The sequence below is a fragment of the Monashia sp. HAY1-2A genome, from assembly GCF_056755315.1.
Genome location: NZ_JBNDHY010000414.1, coordinates 1 through 271, shown reverse-complemented (window position 1 = coordinate 271; position 271 = coordinate 1). Strand labels below are relative to the sequence as shown.

At 57.2% G+C, this 271-nt stretch carries 1 protein-coding gene; it reads right to left on the bottom strand.

All coding sequences use genetic code 11. The annotated features are described in order from the left end of the window. Positions 1-98: 98 nt before the first annotated feature. Positions 99-271: penicillin-binding transpeptidase domain-containing protein (locus ACPYOM_RS22525; RefSeq protein ID WP_481347669.1), on the bottom strand; the 173-nt coding region annotated here is incomplete at its 5' end.

Below are 271 nucleotides of genomic sequence, written 5' to 3'. Positions count from 1 at the left end.
GATCTGGTCCTTGGCCTTCCAGACCTCGCCCATGCCGCCAATCGCAATGCGACTGGTCAGCTGGAACCTGCCGCCGAGTGTGATTCCCGAAGTAGGCCTCACTTATTCAACACCGCCTCAAAAATCTTCTTTGCGTTCGGACTGGTTAGCTGGGCACCGCTGAGTACGTCCACACGTTCCATGACGATGGTGACGGCTACTTGCGGGTCGTTTGCCGGGGCGAACCCGGTAAACCAAGAGTTGTTCAAACCTGAATCACCGAGTTCGGCCG